The organism is Paraburkholderia sp. SECH4, from assembly GCF_030511745.1.
In the GTDB taxonomy this organism is placed as follows: Bacteria; Pseudomonadota; Gammaproteobacteria; order Burkholderiales; family Burkholderiaceae; genus Paraburkholderia; species Paraburkholderia madseniana.
This window is the reverse complement of the sequence record NZ_JALOCP010000010.1, coordinates 48,632-65,987: the sequence shown is the minus strand read 5'-3', so window position 1 is coordinate 65,987 and position 17,356 is coordinate 48,632. Positions and strand designations below refer to the sequence as shown.

Below are 17,356 nucleotides of genomic sequence, written 5' to 3'. Positions count from 1 at the left end.
AAGTGGGCAATAAAGAGGTTGGCAATGGGGCGTTCAAGCAAATTTTCTGGCAAAAATCGGCAATGCCGCATGCATAACGGCATTCGCCCCATCGCCCTCGGCGAAACATTCCATGGCGGATTTAACAATCCGGCCGCATTCACCTTCGCCTGAATATGCTTTCGAATTGTTTCAAACGCGGCGCAGGCAGACTTTGCCCGCGCTCGCGCCATGCTGTTTGCCACACACGCGCCACAACACACATCACCAAGACCTGAACGGCTTATGCGACGCATTCTTAACGTGTTGACCCATACACGCACGCTCTCGATCATCGGCTTGCTCGCGCTCGCTGCTGTTTTGTTCATCGGTGCCGATACCTTGCAGATCGACCTGATGTGGCCTGCCATCGTGCTCGGCGCGGTGATCGCGCTATGGCTGCTGGTCTGGGTGGTGCGCCGCCTGCGCGCACGGCGCGCGAACAACAAGCTCGGCGAGATGCTCGAGCAGCAAGCCGAAAAACAGACCGAAACCGGCCCCGCCCCAACGCCCGCGCGCCAGGCCGAACTCGACGTGCTGCGCACACGCCTCGTCGACGCGGTGAAAACGATCAAGACCTCGAAGATCGGTCAGATGTCCGGCGGCTCGGCGCTGTATGAATTGCCCTGGTACATCGTGATCGGCAACCCGGCCGCAGGCAAGAGCAGCGCCGTGCTGAATTCCGGTCTGCAATTTCCTTTCGCCGACAAGAACAACGCCGTGATTCACGGTATCGGCGGCACGCGCAATTGCGACTGGTTCTTCACGACCGAAGGCATTCTGCTCGACACCGCCGGCCGCTATTCCGTGCACGAAGAAGACCGCACCGAATGGATCGGCTTCCTCGGCCTGCTCAAGCGCTTCCGGCCAAAGGCGCCGATCAACGGCATCATCGTCACGGCGAGCATTGCCGAGTTGACCAGCAGCAAGCCCGAGTTCGCGATCAATCTCGCGAAGAATCTGCGCCAGCGCGTGCAGGAGTTGACCGAGAAGCTCGAAGTGTTCGCGCCGGTGTATGTGATGTTCACCAAGGCCGACCTGATCACGGGCTTCACCGAATTTTTCAGCGGCAGCGACCGCCACGAATACGACCGCGTGTGGGGCGCCACCCTGCCCTACGAGCCAGACGAAAAGCGCGACGTGGTGGGTCTGTTCGACGAGCACTTCGAAGAGCTCTATGACGGCCTGAAAGAAATCAGCGTCGCGCAGATGTCGATCAACCGCGGCAACAAGCTCTCGCCGGGCCAGTTGAGCTTCCCGCTCGAATTCTCGGCGATCAAGCCCGCGTTGCGCGCGTTCCTCGCCACGCTGTTCGAAACCAACCCGTTCCAGCACAAGCCGATTTTCCGTGGCTTCTACTTCACCAGCGCGTTGCAGGAAGGCGAAACCAACAGCGCCGCCGCCACGCGCATCGCCAACCGCTTTGGCCTCTCCGCGGACAGTCTGCCCAAGCCGCATAGCGCGTTCTCGAAGAACGGCTTCTTCCTGCGCGACCTGTTCTCCAAGGTGATCTTCGCCGACCGGCAGACCGTCAAGCAGTTCGCCAGTCCCGCCAAGACGCGCATGCGTTATGCCACGTTCTTCGGCTTCGTCGCGGTGCTCGCGTTGGCGCTCGGCGGCTGGACGTGGTCGACGATCGGCAATGAGCAGCTCGCCGACAACGTCAAGGCCGACCTCGACAACGTGGTGCGCCTGCAGCAGAACCGCAATGACCTGCAATCGCGCTTGCAGGCCATGGACATTCTGGAAGACCGCATCGACCAGCTCGAACAGTTCCGCCGCGACAAGCCGCTAGCCGTGTCGCTCGGGCTGTATCAGGGCGACCGCCTCGAGCAGCACTTGCTCACCGAGTACTACAACGGCGTGCGCCAGATCCTGCTCGACCCGGTCTCGCAGAATCTCGCGTCGTTCCTGAAGGACGTCAATGCGCACCCCGATCAGCTCGCGCCGCTGAACCGCACGCCGGACGCCGCCGCGATTCCGGTGTCCGCACACACGGCGATGGCGGCGAACAGCCAGGGTGGCCTGTATAGCGACGCGTCGCCGACCAACGTCGAAGACGCGTACAACGCGCTCAAGACCTACCTGATGCTGAGCGACAAGCGTCACGTGGAAACCGCGCACCTGACTGATCAGGTCGCCCGCTTCTGGCGCGGCTGGCTCGAAACGAATCGCGGCAACATGCCCCGCGACGAGATGATCCGCAGCGCCGAGCGCATGATCACCTTCTATCTGTCGCGCGTGTCCGACAACGACTGGCCGATGATCGACCAGAACCTCGGCCTCGTCGACCAGACCCGTGAAAACCTGCGCCGCGTGGTGCGCGGCATGCCGGCTCGTCAGCGTGTCTACGAAGAAATCAAGGCGCGTGCGTCGACCCGCTTCGCGCCGATGACGATCGCGCGCATCGTCGGCGAAAACAATACGGCGCTGGTGGCCGGCAGCTACGCGATTCCCGGCACCTTCACGCGTGAAGCGTGGTTCCAGTACGTGCAGCCGGCGATTCGCGATGCCGCCACCAAGGAATTGCAGGCCAAGGACTGGGTGCTCAATACCTCCGCGCACGACGACCTGACGCTCGAAGGCAGCCCCGAGCAGATCCAGAAAGCACTCGTGGCGATGTACAAAACGGAGTACGCGATGCACTGGCAGAAGTTCATGCAAGGCATTGCCGTGCAGAGCTTCGGCAGCTTCGGTCAGGCGGTGGATGCGATGAACCGTCTCGGCGACCCGCAGGATTCGCCGATCCGCAAGGTCCTCGAAACCGCGTATGACCAGACTTCGTGGGACAACCCGTCGCTCTTCAACGCGAACCTGAAGCGCGCGCAAACCGGCATGACCAGCTGGTTCAAGAATTGGTTCGCGCGTGCGCCGACCGGCCAGTTGAACGCCAACATCGACATCAACGGCAATCCGGTCGAAGTGCCGATGGGCCCGATCGGCCAGGAGTTCTCGGCATTGGGCCGCATCGTCGTCTCCGGCGACAACGGCTCGATGTTGAAGGGCTACATGGACACGCTCTCGAAGGTCCGTACGCGCTTCAACGTGATCAAGAATCAGGGCGATCCGGGACCGGGCGCGCGTCAGCTGATGCAGCAGACACTCGACGGCAGCGGCTCCGAACTGGCTGATTCGCTGAAGTACGTCGACGAACAGATGCTGACGGGTCTCACCGATTCGCAACGCAAGGCACTGCGCCCGCTGCTGGTGCGTCCGCTGATGGCGGCGTATGCAGTGGTGATCCAGCCGGCCAGCGTCGAAGTCAACAAGGTGTGGAACGCACAGGTCTACCAGACCTTCCAGGGGGCGCTCGCGAACAAGTATCCGTTTGCAGGCGATGCGAAGGTCGAGGCCGGCGCCGGCGAAATCGCCCAGGTGTTCGGGCCGGACGGCGCGATCGCCAAGTTCGTCGGTACGACGCTCGGGCCGCTCGCGGTGCGCCGCGGCGACACGCTGACCTCACGCACATGGGGCGATATGGGTCTCGCGCTGACGCCCGACTTCACCAGCGGTTTCGCGCGCTGGGTGGCGCCGCTTGCCGGCGGCGCGGCGACCTCGGGTGGCCAAAGCTCGGCCGAACCGCAGACCGTATTCCAGATCCTGCCGCAACCAAGCAGCGGCACCACGGAATACACGCTCGCGATCGATGGCCAGCAGATGCGTTACCGCAATACGCCGCCGCAGTGGACCAACTTCGTGTGGCCGAATCCGTCGGGCTCGCCGGGCGCCACGCTGAATGCCACGACCTTCGACGGCCGCACGCTGCAACTGGTCAACGAGCCGGGCCGCTACGGTCTGGAGAAACTGATCAACTCGGCGCAACGCAAACGCCGTCCGGATGGCACCTTCGATCTGTCGTGGACGCAAGGCAATGTCACGGTGGCGGTCAGCATGCGCATCATCAGCACGTCGCAGGCCTCGGGCGGTGCCAGCAGCGATGCACCGCAACAGCAAAGCCTGCGCGGCTTGCGGCTGCCGTCGTCGGTAGCGGACGTGAGCGCCGCGGCGAATTCAGTCAATGCGACAGCCGCGGGTGCGCCAGGACCAACAGGAACAGCGGGCACCGTGCCCGCTGTCGCACCGGCCTCACCAGCGGCACGGCCGGCCACGGCCGCCGCCGCGGTTTCGAACACAGGAGGTGCGCAATGACGCAAACCGTGCAGGCGCAAATCGCCTACTTCGGCAAGATCCCGTCGCGCGGCGACTTCGTCAAAAGCGCGCATAACCCGCAATTGCTGGCCACGCTCGACCGCTGGATCGCCGAGGCCATGGAGTTGCTCACTGACGATCCGCGCTGGAAGATCGTCTACGAAAACGCCAAGCCGATGCACTTCGCGTTCCTCGGCTCGCGCAGCAAGCTAGCGATCGCCGGGCATATGGTGGCGAGCCAGGATCAATCGTCGCGCCGCTTTCCGTTTCTTGCCGCCACCGCGCTGGAAGTAGAAAAGCCGCTGACGTTCCTCGCGCACAGTCCGCTGGCCTTCGCGCGCCTGTGGTCGCGTATCGCCTCGCAGATGAAGCCGTTGCTCGGCGTGAGCGAGCCAGCCGGCGCGTTGCACGCGCTCGGCGAAACGCAAGTGCCGATCGAAATCGGCGGCGGTCCGGGCAATCCGCACGACGGCACCTTCAACGACTTCGTCGAGCATCAGACCCTCTCCGGCCTCGAACAGATGCTGCTTGCAAGCGGCCATCCGGTGCGCTTGCGTGGCGCGATGCTAGCGCTCGGTTCGCTGCTGCGTCCGGTGATGCAAAGCGGTTCGTCGCATCTCGAACGCGGGCTCACACTGCCGCTACCTAACGATCCGTTCTATCGCTCGCTCGTCGCCGCTTTCTGGCTCGAACTGATCGCACCGTTCGTCTCGCAGGCTGATTTCGAACTGGCGATTTTTATCGGCACGATTGCCGAACGCGAACGGCTCATCATCGGCTTTAACGGTGCCTCGGCCAAAACGCTGCACAGCGTGGTCGATCCGCAGGCGTACGCGGCACACAACATCGATATCGACGATCCCGAGTGGATCGACGAACACGCACAAAACGACCATGGCATTAGCAAGCTCGTCAGCTACCTCGACCAACCGCAACTGTCGTTGCGTGTCAGCATCGACACGTTCCGCGAAGCATTCACGGGAGCGTGACACGATGTTGAGCAAACACACGCGCATTGCCTCGCTGCTGGCGGGCCTTCTCGTCTGCGCACTCGCCCATGCCGACAACGACGGCCCGGCACGCGTCACGCCGGTCGACAACAGCGGCATGGCGATTCGCACGACGGTTCTGCCCGCGCCTTCTTCGGCTCAGCAGGGCACTGCAGGTCCTGCGGTCAGCACGGCCGGCCTCGCCAGCGGTACGACGGGCGGCGGCACCGGTGCGATCAGCGCAGCGCCGCCGCCCGCCAATGCAACGCCGGGCCAGGTGGTGGTGGGCGGAAAGGTGCCGGATGAAGCGACCAAAGCGGCCGTGCTCGCACGTCTGCGCGACACCTACGGCGCGGCCAACGTGGTCGATCAGATCGAAGTCGCCGACGTTGCGACGCCGCCGAACTGGTCCGCCAACGTACAAAAGCTGATCGGCCCGCAGTTGAAGCAGATCAGCAAAGGCCAGTTGAAGATCGACGGCACGCAGATCGACGTGAAGGGCGAGGTGCATAACGAATCGCAGCGCCAGCAACTCGCAAGCGATATGGCGAACGCGCTGAATCCGACCTACACGATCAAGAACGGCCTGCGCGTGAGCGCATCGGAACAGGGCCTGCTCGACCAGACGCTGGCGAATCGCACAATCGAGTTCGAGACGGGCAGCGCGACACTTACGCCGCAAGGCCGCGCGATTCTCGATCAGATGGCGGCCGTGTTGTCGAAGATGCAGACGAAGACGGTGGCGATCATCGGCCATACCGACAACTCGGGCAATCGCACCTCGAATATCGCGCTGAGCCAGGCGCGTGCGGATGCGGTGAAGGGTTATCTGGTCGCGAGAGGCATTCCGCCCGAGCAGATGACGACCACAGGGGTTGGTCCGGATCAGCCGATCGCATCGAACGATACGACCGACGGGCGGGCGCGTAATCGGCGTATTGAGTTTCGCGCGGGGTCTTGAGTTGCTGCTTGCTTGACCTTATGAATTGAAAAAGCCTGGCACCGATTTCGATGCCTGGCTTTTTTGCTTGTGTTCAAGGAAGTTCTAGCTGTTTTCCTCGGGCTTCACGCCCAACAACTCGCGAATATGCGCGAGCGACCCATCGTCCTTCACCACCGACGACAACCACTGATGCAAAGGCATATCCGCGCACTCCGCCGCCTTGTCCGCAAGGTAAGCAGCCGGATTATGCGGCTCGGTGCTGCGAAAGAACTTGGCCACGGCACGCAACTGCGCGACGGCTTGCGCGCGGCTCTGGATTCCTGCAATCGGGCTGATCGTGGTCGGCATGGTCGTCAACACGGGTTCCTCGCGTTGCGGTGAAGTCTTGAAGGTAGGCTCGGCGCGTTCGTGTTCTTCCGGCTTCGGCGCTTTCGGCGGCGACGCTTCAGCGCTGACGCCCAGTTCGCGTGCAAAGCGTTCCGCCAACCGGTAGACGCTCTCGTACGCATCTTTCGCCTGACGGAAACTCGGTGCTGAATCGGCCGCGCGCTGGTCCAGTTGCTGTTCGAGTGCGAGCATTGCCGCTTCGAATGCTTTCAGATCCACCAGCAGGGTCGAATAGAACGCCGGCGGCGTGGCGCGTTTCGACGCCTCGATCTGCTCGATGGAAGGCTTGCCGCGCGCGATGTCGTCGGCGTGATCCGGATCGCGCTTGACCGCTTGCGCGACGTGCGTTGCCACGTCCCAATCGATCGTACTGTACGAGCTGCCTTGCGACGACGTGAGCGGCATCGCCCGCAGCAGATCACCGGTGCGGCCCATCAGCCACGCAACGTTGCCGAGGCGATACTCGGTGTCGTCGCCTTCCGGCAACGGATGCACGTAATCCCAGTACTTTTCGCACAGCCCCGTCAGCAGCGCATACCCTTGTGTGAGACCGGTCACGCCCTCTTCGATGGCCAACGCCTCGGTGAGCCAGACAGCGAGGCGCAGGTCCTTGGTCTGCGTCTGCAGCAGGTTGCTGGAGCGTTCGACCACGAATGGCCAGTCGGCCTCCTTGATATCCGTGACCCATTCGCCTTGATCCAGCGACGGGTCTTCGAATCGGCGCGCGTGCTGAATCGCGTCGAAATCCGCCGAAAACAGCAGGTCGTCGCCACAAGGCGAGGCTTCGCTGATCGGCGCCAGCAGCGTGTTCAGATTAGTCGGCATGACAGAAAGCAATAAGTATCCGGTACGGCATTAAAACAGATTGGCAGGCAGGCGGGGACTTGCCTGTTCACGCAACCGTGTATTCGAACTCGCCCGCCTCGCTCGCACGGACCGCGATGCGTTCGATCGCGGTGCCGTTGGCAATACGCTCGAGCATCTGCTGCGCGACTTCGGGCAATAGCGTGCCGTTCAGAATGTGGTCCACATTGCGCGCGCCGGAATCCACTTCGGTGCAGCGCGCCAGCACAGCGTCGACGAGCGACTCGTCCCACTCGAACACCGCTTTGTGATTCGATTCGATGCGGCGGCGAATCCGCTCCAGCTTCAAGTCGATAATTTCGGCCAGCACGTCGTCGGAGATCGGATAGTACGGCACCACTTTCATACGGCCGAGGAACGCCGGCTTGAACGTCTTGTACAGTTGCGGGCGCAACGTCTCCGCGAGTTCGTCCGGATCGGGCAGTTCTTCGGCGCTCTTGTTCAGGCATGCCTGCATCACCGCCTGCGAGCCGACGTTCGAGGTCAGAATGATCAGCGTGTTGCGGAAATCGATCTCGCGCCCTTCGGCGTCGTCCATGGTGCCCTTATCGAATACCTGGAAGAACATTTCCAGCACGTCCGGGTGTGCCTTTTCCACCTCGTCGAGCAGCACTACCGAATACGGATTGCGACGCACCGCTTCGGTCAGCACACCGCCCTCGCCGTAACCGACGTAGCCCGGCGGCGAACCCTTCAGGCCCGACACGCTGTGCGCCTCCTGATACTCGCTCATGTTGATCGTGACCATCTTGCGTTCGCCGCCGTACAGCACGTCGGCGAGTGCCAGCGCGGTTTCGGTCTTGCCGACACCCGACGGTCCGACGAACATGAACACGCCACGCGGTTTGTTCGGATCTTCGAGACTCGCGCTGGCGGTGCGCACGCGCTGCGCGATCGCATCGAGCGCATGGTCCTGCCCGATCACGCGAGCGGCCAGCAACGGCTGCAGATTCAGCACGGTCTGGATTTCGTCCTTGATCATGCGGCCGAGCGGAATGCCGGTCCATGAAGCGACGATTTCGGCGACCACGTGGCCGTCGACCTGCAATGGGACCATCGGCTGGCCGCCCTGCAATGCATGTAATTCCGCAACACGCGTGGCCAGCGTTTCGCGCGCCTGCTGAGCCTTGTCGGCCTGCGCGGCGTCTGCACTACTTACGCGCGCGGCGTCGATTTCCGCGCGCAAGCCGACGATCTCCGTTACCAATGCGCGCTCCTTGTCGTAGCGCGCCTCGTCAACGGCCAGGTCTTTCACGTCTTCTTCACGCAGGCTGCGCAGTTCCGCGAGCCGCTCGTCGTGCAACGCACCGCTCGCCACTTCGCGCTCCAGCGCCGCGATTTCGGCGTCGATGCGCTCGAGCCGTTTCTTCGTGTCGTCGATCGCGGCGGGTGTCGAACTATGCGCGAGCGCGACTTTCGCGCAGGCGGTGTCGAGCACGCTGATCGCTTTGTCCGGCAGTTGACGGCCGCTGATGTAGCGATGCGACAGACGCACTGCTTCGGTGATCGCATCGTCCAGCACGCGGACATTGAAGTGCTTTTCCATCAACGCGGCCATGCCGCGCAACATCGCCGCCGCGAGCGTCTCGCTCGGCTCTTCGATCTTTACAACCTGGAAACGCCGCGCCAGCGCCGCATCTTTCTCGAAGTACTTCTTGTATTCGCCCCACGTAGTCGCCGCGATGGTGCGCAATTCGCCGCGCGCCAAAGCGGGCTTCAGCAGATTCGCCGCGTCGTTCTGCCCGGCCTGGCCGCCGGCGCCGATGATCGTATGCGCTTCGTCGATAAACAGAATGATCGGATGCGGGCTCTTCTTCACCTCGTCGATCACGTTCTTCAGGCGGTTCTCGAACTCGCCTTTGACGCTTGCGCCGGCTTGCAGCAGCCCCATATCGAGCACGTGCAACGCGACTCCTTTCAGCGGTGCGGGCACGTCGTCGGCCGCGATGCGCAGCGCGAGGCCTTCGACCACCGCCGTTTTACCGACGCCCGCCTCGCCCGTCATGATCGGATTGTTCTGCCGGCGGCGCATCAGGATGTCGATCGTTTGGCGAATCTCGCCCTCACGGCCGATCACCGGATCGATCTTGCCTTCACGCGCACGCTGCGTCAGATTGCTGGTGTAGGTATCCAGCGCGGGGGTTTTAGAAGGCGCACCGGGTGCGGAGTCGGTCGCAGCTGCATCGCTTACGGCTTCTGCGGCGTTCTCTGCCGCATTGCTACGTTCGACTTCACGCGACCCCGCGGTCATTTCGTCGAACTTGTGCTTCAGATCCGTCACCCGCACGTCGCGCAGCAGCGGCGACATGCGTTCGGCGAACTGCGCGAGGTCCGGCGCCGTCAACAACGCGAGCAGCAAATGTCCCGAGCGAATCCGTCCAATCTGCGAATCGAGCGACGCGATCAACCACGCCTGTTCGAGCAAATCGATCAGATGCTTCGAAAACACAGGCGTGCGCGTATTGCCGGTTTTCAATCGCTGCAATTCGCGCTCGATATCAGCACGCAAGGCATGTGCGTCGACCCTGCATGCGCGCAGTACCAGCGTGACGTCGCTCGCCGGTTCATCCAGCAGCGCCAGCAACAGATGTTCAAGGTCGACCTCATAGTGACCGCGCGCGAGACAGTTGTTCGCCGCGAGCAAAGCCGCTTGCCGGCAGGTCGGATTCAGTTTGGCGATCAGGGTATTGAGGGACGTGCTCATGTCGTGCGATCCGGGTCCAGGTTCTATCGTTGTAGTCAGTGAATCACATGCAATTCGTAGCGGGCATCCGCACGGTCACGGTCGCCTTCTCTCGTGCACAGGAATGCGTCCCAGCCGAGGCGCGCACCGCCGCTCAGCATGCTGGGTCCCACCTCCTTGCGGCGCAGTACCAGCGAGACCTCATATTCGAGGGTCACGCCGGCGAGCAGCGTCAGCATGCGTTCGAGCGCCACGGCGCGGTCGGCGCCAGGTAAAAACGCTTCGTAGTCGGCCTTGTCGAGCGGCCCGATCACGAGCCGCGCGCGCATGTCGCGTTGCCAGACCCGCTCGCCCGCCAGCGCCGTTGCGCCGAGCGTCGCGTTGACACCGCCGAGCACGGTCAATTGATCGCGCGGCACGTCGTACCATTTGCCGACGAACTGCTCGACCCGCACCCGCACCTTAAAGTACTCGGACAGCGTACGCTGCAGATAGGCCGCTGAAACCGGCCGGTGCCGTGCGGCCAATGCATAACCGGCAATCGCTTCGTCGAATAGCGCGCCGTCGCCGCTTTGCAGACTGTTGCGCGTGTCGTCGTCGGCGACGCCTGCCAACGCGAGCAACAGCGGCAGATAACGTTCGTCGCGATCCAGTTCGTAGTGAAACGGCAACCGGTACTTCTTCCACGCCGCGTAGAACAGCGCAGTCGCGCGATTCGAAAACACGTCGAAGAATTCGCGTGCGGCCCGGTCGCGCTTGATCTGCTCACGCGCGATGATCTGCTCGGTGTAATGCAGCGGCAACGCGCCCTGCCCGCCGAGCAAACCGAAAAACGCCGGCGTGATATCGACCTTGTGAAGCGAACCCGCTTCGAGCGCGGCGGTGCGTTGCGGCTTCTCTTTCAGCGCCGTGCCTTCATCGTCGTAAGACTGTGCGCTGTGAATTTCGCTAGGCGGAAAAGACATCAACAGCGAATTGCGAAAGGCAATCCGCTGCGCGACGATTTCGCCGGGGCGTCCATGACTCGACGGCGTTTGTTGCGCGAACCACTTCTCGAGAATCCGCACCGCCTGAAAAAATTCGAAGCGATGCGGTTCGTCGAGAAGTTGCTCGACTACGCCAGGATCGATTCGCCGCTGCGCGGTTTGCATCGCAGAATCTCCTCGCCGGTGCGCTTCGACACGACGACCAGTTGCACAAAGCTGTTCAGATGCACGTACAGCCCGAAAAACGTATCGATCACCCGCACGAACGAAGCGAGACTCGTGCCGACGAAATGCTCTTCGTCGATCGTCAAACGAATCTCGATGCCGCGCACGAAAGTTGCAAACGGCTTGCCCGGCAACCATTGCACCGCTGCGCGCTGTTCGATGCCGACCAGACCGTCGATATGCCGCGCCGACACCGCCGTGCGCCGCAAATCGTAAAGCACCAGCATTTCCTTCAGCGCCGACAGGCCGCTATTGGCGAGCGACACATGATTCAGCGCCAGATGCGAAATCAGCCGCCAGTGCGAGGCGCGCCCGCGTTCGAAACGCACGCTAGGCGTCGGCCTGCGCAGCATTGTGATGCTGCCGGTCAAGGAGCCGCCTTCCAGAAACAGATCGCCGCCTTCAAGACCCACGGCGAGGCCGGCCGGCAGGTCGCGATTGGTACACGTCAGATCGAGACTCAGCGTATCGGTCTGCGGCGCGGCCGGCTCGAAGTCGATATCGACGATCGAGATTTCGGTCTCGTAGCCGGGGCTTTTCTGCGCGACCCAATCGTTGCGACGCGCGAACCAGTAGTGTCCCGCACGCGCCGCTTCGCCGTGATGCAGCGAATAGAACGGCCGGAATTCGATCACCGATTCTTCATGCGCCTGCTGCCGGACGAGTTTCACCGAGTCGATCGAATAGACTTCGTACGCGAATGCCCGGCGCGCTTCGGCGATCACCGGGTACGAAATCGCCTGGTGACTGACGCGGATCGGCTCGCCGTGCTGTTCGAACAGATTCACGACCGGCGTGCAGAACAAGCGGAAATGATGCGCGGACAACGAATCCAGCAAGCGCGCGACGTGAGAATCGCTGCGCACTTCCTTGAGTACGATGTGCAGCGTCAGACGCTGGCAGCGACCGCTCGCGCGCGTCATCGCCGCCAGATCGAAATCGGTGAAGTTGAATTTTTCGGGGAAAGCAAAGTATTCGGTCAGCAACCGGTACGCCGGATGTGATTTGGCCGGATAGTCGATCAGCGCATCGTCTTCATCGAAACCGGCTTGTACGACCGGCGATTCGCGCAGTTGCGTCCACACACCGCGGCGGTCGGCTTCGACATAAGTGGCCATCGCGTTGACGAACAGGCAGTCCGCCAGCGCCGCGATAAACGACTGTTCGCCGTGCAGGTGCGTGCGCAACGTGCCGACTTTCAATGCGGAGAGATCGAGCTGCGCAGCCGTGGATTCGAACGTGATCGACACGATCGCCGTAGCGTTGCCTGGCAGGACGGTCGCGCTCGGCGCCATGGCCACCGATGTGTACTTCGCCTCCGAGATCCGGATCGGCGCCAGCGTCACGTCGTAGGCGGTCCGGAAACGGCATTGCACGCCGCGAATCGGTCGCGACTTGAGTTCGGTGCCACGCTCGACCAGCACCGGCTCGGTCAGATGGCTGAGCGCGGCCGAGGTGCCCAACTGCGCGATCGAGCACGATGGAAACGGCCGCAAGTAGTGCGGATACAGCACTTCCAGCAGCGCTTCGGTGAATTCGGGGTAATCGTCGTCGAGCTTCTTGTTGATACGCGCGCCCAGGAGCGCGAACGATTCGATCATCCGCTCGACGTGCGGATCTTCGCAGTGCTCGCCCGACATCGCGAGGCGCGCTGCGATCTTCGGATAGCGCTCGGCGAAATCGCGCGAATAGCGCCGCAAAAATGATAATTCGCGCTCGTAATACGGCAGCAATTCTTCCATCGATCTATCCCCGAACCTGAACCATCGCCGCCTGATCAGTCGCTGCCGTTGCGCGTTAACGGCGACGACAAAGCGGTACTCAAAACACTAAAACGCAGGTACTAAAGCTTCGCGCGTGCGCGCGTCACCGAATACTGCAGCGTGGAAGGCTGCAGCATCGCATCGAAACTCACCGGTTCTTCCGCCGGGTGCACCACCAGCAACGCCTGAATCGCAAAGTTCAGCGCGTTGGTGGATTGTTCGTTCAATTCGAGCGTGACCGCCACCTGCTGCAAGCGCGGCTCATGCCGTGCGATGGCCTGTTGAATCGATTTGCAGATAAACGTGCGGTCGTAGTGACTCGCCAGGCTCAAGCCCGCGAAATCGTTCAGCCCGTACGTGAGCACCGAGCGCTGACATTCCGGCAGCGCCGCCAGCTCGTGCTCGGTCAGGGCAATCCGGGTGTTCAGGATTGCCTCGACGTCGCGCGCAACGGTGGCCTTCAGCTCGTCCAACGACAATTGCCGCATCGCCGGGGAAGCCGGCAGATGCGGTTCGTCGTCGAACAGCTTGTCGAGAAAGCTGGGTTCGAAGCGTTTCATCAGCGTCCGAAAAACCGGTTCGATGCGAGGCGCGCGCGGCGGGCGTCAGCCTTTTCAGGCGCGCGCCGCGTGCGCCCCGGCATCAGACCGCGTACGTCTTGTCGTTCTTCGTCAGGCTCCATGCGCCTTGCGCGTTGCCGCCCTGGTTGCCGCCGATCTTCTGCTGCGTGTACTTCCACTGCACTGCAGCGTATTTCAGCGAGAACTGTTCGGTCGGCAGGCCTTCGCCCACCACGCTTGGCGTAGCGCTCGAGATGATCACGTACTTGAGCTTCACTTCCAGGTACTTGATGCGGTTGCCTTCGCCATCCGAACGCATGAAGTCGATCGTCACTTCGTCGAACGTCGTGCCGCCCGATGCGTGTTGATAGATCAGCGGGCTGACCACGTCGATGTCTTTCGTGAACTGCATGTCAGCGTGCTCGCAACGCTCGGACGTGTGACCGCCCGCCGTTGAAGCCGTTGCCGAACGCGGTTGCGTAATCGAGTGGCTCCACGAATCGATTTCGATCCAGCCAGCATGATCTTTATCGGCAGACTCGCCTTTGATCGCCGGATTGCCGAATTTTAAATAGATGTCCTTCATAACTCATCGACTCCCCAAAGAGGTGGTTTTAACAGCCTGCCCGTGCGGCCGGCACGGGCTTTCTGACTTCGTTTATGAATTTGCCGGTTTCGGCAGGTCAGCGACAAGCCGCAAAGAGATCGACAGCTCGTCCAGTTGAAAGTGCGGACGCAGGAATGCGACCGAACGATACGCACCAGGTTTGCCCGGAATCTCCGAGACCTGTATCGATGCCTCGCGCAGCGGAAACTGCGCTTTCTGCTCCTGAGTCGCGTTGTCGTCCAGCAGCACGTACTGCGAGATCCAACGGTTCAGGAATACTTCGACGTTCTGCGCCGATGCGAAGCTGCCGATCTTGTCGCGCATCATCGCCTTCAGGTAGTGCGCGACGCGCGATACCGAGAAGATGTACTGTAGCTGCGCGGACAGCACGGCGTTCGCATTCGCGCTATCGGTGCTGTATTTCTTGGGCTTCTGCACCGATTGCGCGGCGAAGAACGCGGCGTAATCCGAATTCTTGCAGTGCACGAGCGGAATGAAACCGAGGTCGCTCAGTTCCTTTTCGCGGCGATCGGTAATCGCGATTTCGGTCGGGCATTTCAGCGCAACTTCGCCGTCGTCGGTCTTGAACGTGTGGGTGGGCAGGTCTTCAACCAGACCGCCGCCTTCCACGCCGCGAATCGCCGCGCACCAGCCGAAGTCGTCGAATGCAGCCGTCAGGCGGGCGGCAAATGCCCACGCTGCGTTACACCACAGGTATTTGCTGTGATCGGTGCCGTCCACGTCTTCGACGAAGTTAAAGCCTTCCGCCGTGGCGCCGTCTTTCGGATTGAAAGGCAGGCGGCCGAGGAAACGCGGCAAGGTCAGGCCGACATAGCGCGAGTCTTCGGAGTCGCGGAACGACTTCCACTTCGCGTATTCGACGGTATCGAACACTTTGCCGAGATCGCGCGGCTTGCCGAGATCGGCAAACGTTTCGAGACCCATCAGTTCAGGCGACGCCGATGCGATGAACGGTGCGTGCGCCGCAGCTGCGACATGCGCCATCTGTTCGATGAAGTACACGTCTTCCGGCTGACGCGTCACTTCGAAGTCACCGATGATCGTGCCGAACGGCGCGCCACCGAACGTACCGAACTCTTCTTCATACACCTTCTTGAAGAGTGCGCTCTGGTCGAATTCGATCGCGTTCTTGAAGTCGCGCACGAGGTCGCGCTTCGGCGCGTGCAGCGCCTTGATCTTGACCGTCGAGCCGGTATTGCTTTCCTTGCACAGATAGTCGAGGCCGCGCCACGTGCTTTCCATGCGCTGGAATTGCGGTGCATGCATCACCGCGCTCAGTTGCGCAGAGATCAGGCGGTCGAGTTCCGCGACGCGCGCGTCGATGGTGGCCGACAGGTTGTCGGACATGACCACCGTGCCGTCGAGCACCTGGTGGACGAGCTCGCCGATCAGGTCTTTCGCGCGCGCGTGTTCGGAATCGGACTTCGCCACGCGGCTTTTCTCGACGATTTCGTCGAGCAGCGTGGATTCCGTGCCGCTCTGCACGCTGGCGAGTTGGGCTGCTGCCGTTTGCTGGTTCATCTCACACCCCGTACGTACTTATTCGCCCTGCTTGTCGTGATCCGGCGCGCCGGCGTGCTGGTCTGCTGCGTTGCCCTGATCTTTCGCCAGCGTCTGCAACTGCTGCGTGTTGTTGAGCACTTCGCTCAGCAGGTCCTCGAGCTTGTCGTTGCCGGCCAGCTTGTTGCGCAGGTCGGCCAGCTTCGAACGCGCATCGAGCAGACGGCGCAGCGGTTCGATCTGCGCGACCACCTCATCCGGATTGAAATCGGCCATCGACTTGAAACGCAAGTCGACTGCAAATTTGCCGCCCGCCTCACTCAGGCGGTTTTCCACCTGAAACGCAGCGCGCGGCTCGATCGCTTTCATCACGTCGTCAAAATTGTCGCGGTCGATATTGACGAACTTACGATCGCGCAACTTCGGCTGCTCGACTTCGGACTGCCCTGCCAGATCGGCAACCACGCCGACGACGAACGGCAACTCCTTTATCTCGATCGCATCGCCGCGCTCAACTTCGTACGTCAGTTGAACGCGCGGAGGCCGCACTTTTTGCAAACGCTTCTGAATACTTTCTTTCTTCGCCATCGTCGGCTCCCGGATGCAGATAGGTCAGGCGTGTGGATCAGCGCAGCGCGCTGAACGGGTCGGACGCGCCGCCGCTTTGTGCGGCTTTGGCGGGTGCTGCAGGCGCAGCCGGGGCGGCAGGCGCCGCGGGGGCCGCCGGCGTAGCGGCCGGAGCCGCTGCGCTGGTGGTGGCATCCGGCGTATCCCCGGCCTTGCCCTTGGCAACGACGTGGCGAACGATGCGCTTCTTCTTCACGGCCGGCTTGTCGTTCGGGTCAGGCGGGAACAACGTGGCTTCGCCGAGCGTGTCGCGCAACTGCTTGGCGAGCGCTTGCGCGTCCGACTTCGCATCACCCGCGAGCGACGCATCCTGACGCAGTTCGCCGAGCGATTGCGTGGCCACGCGCAGGCCGGCTACCGCCAGCACGCTCTTGGCCTGACGATCCGTCTGGTCGCGCTGCAGCGCTTCTTGCGCGGCGACGATGGCCTGACCGTAGTGACCCTGAGTAAACTGGATCTGCGCAATGCGCGACCACGGTTCTTCACGGGTCGGATCGGATTTTGACAATTGCTGATAAAGCGCGATGGCGCGATCCTGATCACCGCCCTTGGCGACGGTATCCGCGTCCGCGAGTTGCTTATTAAAAGCCTCCGGTGTGGTCGCTGTGTTGTTGCCCTGTGTCGCGCAACCGGCAATCACGCCGCATGCCAACACTACCCCAGATAGTTTTACTAACAGACGCTCATTCATCGTTTTTCACCGACGTGCGATTTTTTTAATTCAAGGAGAAACCGGAGTTTTGCTTTGCTTCAACTGCGCGGGTATAGTACAGGCCAATTTTCGATAATTCAACTTTCGTGTGAAGAAGCATTGCACAAAAAAAATGCATGTGGATGATTTAAACGAAACATGCAGAAATTGTTTCCTGGCGCAATAGCCGCATTGTGGAGAGCGGAAAAAATTTCCGCCTACCGACCTGCAAACACGCGAGTGCCATAGAACAATGCACTTTGCATAAAGCGGCATTACGCGGCATAGCGTTGCTGCAAATTTGCGGGATTGAATTCGTTATTGATGTTTTGACGGGGGACGG

Annotated in this window: 12 protein-coding genes; 3 read left to right on the top strand and 9 right to left on the bottom strand. The window is 61.8% G+C overall.

All coding sequences use genetic code 11. The annotated features are described in order from the left end of the window. The first annotated feature begins 264 nt into the window (after nucleotides 1-264). Genes tssM through M0D67_RS15990 form a run of 3 tightly spaced genes read left to right on the top strand, consistent with a single transcriptional unit; the run spans nucleotide 265 to nucleotide 6,117 of the window. On the top strand, nucleotides 265-4,167 hold the full coding sequence (gene tssM / locus M0D67_RS16000) for a type VI secretion system membrane subunit TssM (RefSeq protein ID WP_266239166.1): 3,903 nt from the start codon (nucleotides 265-267) through the stop codon (nucleotides 4,165-4,167). Continuing rightward, a complete protein-coding gene (gene tagF / locus M0D67_RS15995) occupies nucleotides 4,164-5,156 on the top strand; it encodes a type VI secretion system-associated protein TagF (protein WP_054036464.1) in 993 nt (330 codons plus the stop codon). The genes tssM and tagF overlap by 4 nt, the downstream gene beginning before the upstream one ends. Before the next feature lie 4 nt (nucleotides 5,157-5,160). Beyond that, entirely contained in the window at nucleotides 5,161-6,117 is a 957-nt protein-coding gene (locus tag M0D67_RS15990) for an OmpA family protein (RefSeq protein WP_154561518.1), read from the top strand. 84 nt (nucleotides 6,118-6,201) lie between these two features. Here M0D67_RS15990 and tssA read toward each other — a convergent pair whose 3' ends face one another. The 9 genes from tssA to M0D67_RS15945 form a co-directional block, all read right to left on the bottom strand. Next, nucleotides 6,202-7,311, bottom strand: a complete 1,110-nt coding sequence (gene tssA, locus M0D67_RS15985) for a type VI secretion system protein TssA (RefSeq protein WP_266239165.1) — start codon at nucleotides 7,309-7,311, stop codon at nucleotides 6,202-6,204. 67 nt (nucleotides 7,312-7,378) lie between these two features. Further along, nucleotides 7,379-10,054, bottom strand: coding sequence for a type VI secretion system ATPase TssH (gene tssH / locus M0D67_RS15980; protein ID WP_266239164.1), 2,676 nt, complete (start codon nucleotides 10,052-10,054; stop codon nucleotides 7,379-7,381). A 35-nt stretch (nucleotides 10,055-10,089) separates the two neighbouring features. Next, nucleotides 10,090-11,184, bottom strand: a complete 1,095-nt coding sequence (tssG, locus tag M0D67_RS15975; protein WP_266239163.1) for a type VI secretion system baseplate subunit TssG — start codon at nucleotides 11,182-11,184, stop codon at nucleotides 10,090-10,092. After that, nucleotides 11,148-12,986, bottom strand: a complete 1,839-nt coding sequence (gene tssF, locus M0D67_RS15970; protein ID WP_154561526.1) for a type VI secretion system baseplate subunit TssF — start codon at nucleotides 12,984-12,986, stop codon at nucleotides 11,148-11,150. Before tssF ends, tssG begins: the two co-directional genes overlap by 37 nt. A 101-nt stretch (nucleotides 12,987-13,087) precedes the next feature. Continuing rightward, nucleotides 13,088-13,567: a type VI secretion system baseplate subunit TssE gene (gene tssE / locus M0D67_RS15965; RefSeq protein WP_054036473.1), complete on the bottom strand. Its 480-nt coding sequence runs from the start codon at nucleotides 13,565-13,567 to the stop codon at nucleotides 13,088-13,090. 82 nt (nucleotides 13,568-13,649) lie between these two features. After that, nucleotides 13,650-14,153 carry a type VI secretion system tube protein Hcp gene (locus M0D67_RS15960; RefSeq protein ID WP_054036475.1) on the bottom strand — a complete coding sequence of 168 codons (504 nt, stop codon included), beginning with the start codon at nucleotides 14,151-14,153 and terminating at the stop codon, nucleotides 13,650-13,652. Between the two features lie 72 nt (nucleotides 14,154-14,225). Continuing rightward, a complete protein-coding gene (tssC, locus tag M0D67_RS15955) occupies nucleotides 14,226-15,716 on the bottom strand; it encodes a type VI secretion system contractile sheath large subunit (protein ID WP_093638439.1) in 1,491 nt (496 codons plus the stop codon). Nucleotides 15,717-15,734: 18 nt separating this feature from the next. Then, on the bottom strand, nucleotides 15,735-16,283 hold the full coding sequence (gene tssB / locus M0D67_RS15950) for a type VI secretion system contractile sheath small subunit (RefSeq protein ID WP_154561528.1): 549 nt from the start codon (nucleotides 16,281-16,283) through the stop codon (nucleotides 15,735-15,737). A gap of 37 nt (nucleotides 16,284-16,320) precedes the next feature. Then, nucleotides 16,321-17,013, bottom strand: a complete 693-nt coding sequence (locus M0D67_RS15945; RefSeq protein WP_154561530.1) for a tetratricopeptide repeat protein — start codon at nucleotides 17,011-17,013, stop codon at nucleotides 16,321-16,323. Nucleotides 17,014-17,356 lie beyond the last annotated feature (343 nt).

Excerpts from the sequence above, each read along its gene's own strand:
- tssG (WP_266239163.1), bottom strand. The coding sequence starts at position 11,184 with ATGCAAACCGCGCAGCGGCGAATCGATCCTGGCGTAGTCGAGCAACTT.
- M0D67_RS15945 (WP_154561530.1), bottom strand. The coding sequence starts at position 17,013 with ATGAATGAGCGTCTGTTAGTAAAACTATCTGGGGTAGTGTTGGCATGC.
- tssF (WP_154561526.1), bottom strand. The coding sequence starts at position 12,986 with ATGGAAGAATTGCTGCCGTATTACGAGCGCGAATTATCATTTTTGCGG.
- tssC (WP_093638439.1), bottom strand. The coding sequence starts at position 15,716 with ATGAACCAGCAAACGGCAGCAGCCCAACTCGCCAGCGTGCAGAGCGGC.
- M0D67_RS15960 (WP_054036475.1), bottom strand. The coding sequence starts at position 14,153 with ATGAAGGACATCTATTTAAAATTCGGCAATCCGGCGATCAAAGGCGAG.
- tssE (WP_054036473.1), bottom strand. The coding sequence starts at position 13,567 with ATGAAACGCTTCGAACCCAGCTTTCTCGACAAGCTGTTCGACGACGAA.
- tssM (WP_266239166.1), top strand. The coding sequence starts at position 265 with ATGCGACGCATTCTTAACGTGTTGACCCATACACGCACGCTCTCGATC.
- tssH (WP_266239164.1), bottom strand. The coding sequence starts at position 10,054 with ATGAGCACGTCCCTCAATACCCTGATCGCCAAACTGAATCCGACCTGC.
- M0D67_RS15990 (WP_154561518.1), top strand. The coding sequence starts at position 5,161 with ATGTTGAGCAAACACACGCGCATTGCCTCGCTGCTGGCGGGCCTTCTC.
- tssA (WP_266239165.1), bottom strand. The coding sequence starts at position 7,311 with ATGCCGACTAATCTGAACACGCTGCTGGCGCCGATCAGCGAAGCCTCG.
- tagF (WP_054036464.1), top strand. The coding sequence starts at position 4,164 with ATGACGCAAACCGTGCAGGCGCAAATCGCCTACTTCGGCAAGATCCCG.
- tssB (WP_154561528.1), bottom strand. The coding sequence starts at position 16,283 with ATGGCGAAGAAAGAAAGTATTCAGAAGCGTTTGCAAAAAGTGCGGCCT.